Raw genomic sequence first — 1,234 nt, forward strand, 5'->3', positions numbered from 1 at the left:
CCGCCTGTTCTACAAGCATACCTAAACCATCCATGGTCATTGTTGCGCCGCTGTCTTTGGCCCAACAATTGAAGACCGTCTCTTGGTCCCCGTACATCATGTCGTAAACATGCGTTTCGCTTGAAAAGATCTCAGAAGAAATTTTCGGAAGCTCTCCTGAAAGGCTAGCAGAAGTTCCATTGATCACCAGATCAAATGCACTCGATAAATCGTCAAAACTCTCTGCTGTTAACTCTGCACCGCATGCAACAATTTCAGGTCTTTGTTTGTATCGGCCGACAAGCTGTTCAGCTTTAGAAAAAGTTCTGTTGCTAACTACCAACTGACTTGGAGCTGCCTCAAGAATCGGGAGTAAAACACCCTTAGATGCCCCCCCTGCACCAATCAGTAAGACGCGCTTTCCTGCCAACGAGACCTGAAAATTCTCTTGAATATCTCGTACTAGCCCGCACCCATCGGTATTGTCGCCATAAAGTTTGCCATCTTTCATGTAGAGCGTATTTACCGCTTCGGCAATTTGAGCCCGAGGACTGAGAACGTCACACATTGCAAAGGCTTTTTCTTTGAATGGAACAGTTACGTTTAAACCTTTGTTATTAGCGTCTGAAAAGAAGTCTTTTACGTCTTCCTCAAAAGCATCGATACGGCCCAAGATTCGCTCATATACAAGCTGTTCGCCAGTTTTATTCGCAAACTGGGCATGAATAAATGGGGATTTACTGTGTTCAATTGGATTTCCAATCACCGCATAACGATCCATATTTGTACTACCCCTTCAACCAATCTCGTGGCGATAAAAATGCATTAAGTCGCGCTTCTTCTGAGCCCTCTTCTGCTTGCCAGTTGTATCCCCACTTAACAAGCGGAGGTAGTGACATCAAAATTGATTCTGTTCGTCCGCCCGACTGCAAACCAAACAATGTCCCACGATCAAACACTAAATTGAACTCAACATAGCGACCGCGGCGATATAATTGAAAGTCACGTTGGCGCTCACCATATTCATGGTCTTTTCGTTTCTGAATAATTGGGACATAAGCTTTTGTGTAGCTATCACCTACCGCTTGCATATAAGCAAAAGAACGCTCAAAGCCCCATTCGTTCAAATCATCGAAAAATAAACCGCCAACACCGCGTGTTTCCTCACGATGTTTTAAATAAAAATACTCATCACACCAGCGCTTATGTTCGTCGTATACGTTTTCGCCAAAAGGGTCAGCAGCTGCCTTTGCGG

General features: G+C 44.6%; 2 protein-coding genes. Both read right to left on the minus strand.

Annotation, left to right across the window (positions count from 1 at the left end):
• On the minus strand, positions 1-760 hold a 760-nt coding region (gene aroE / locus A3739_RS19295; RefSeq protein WP_068502452.1), incomplete at its 3' end, for a shikimate dehydrogenase.
• A gap of 7 nt (positions 761-767) precedes the next feature.
• Positions 768-1,234 (minus strand): coproporphyrinogen III oxidase (locus A3739_RS19300; protein WP_156502699.1); only part of this gene is annotated, 467 nt, incomplete at its 5' end.

Source organism: Oleiphilus sp. HI0067, assembly GCF_001635735.1.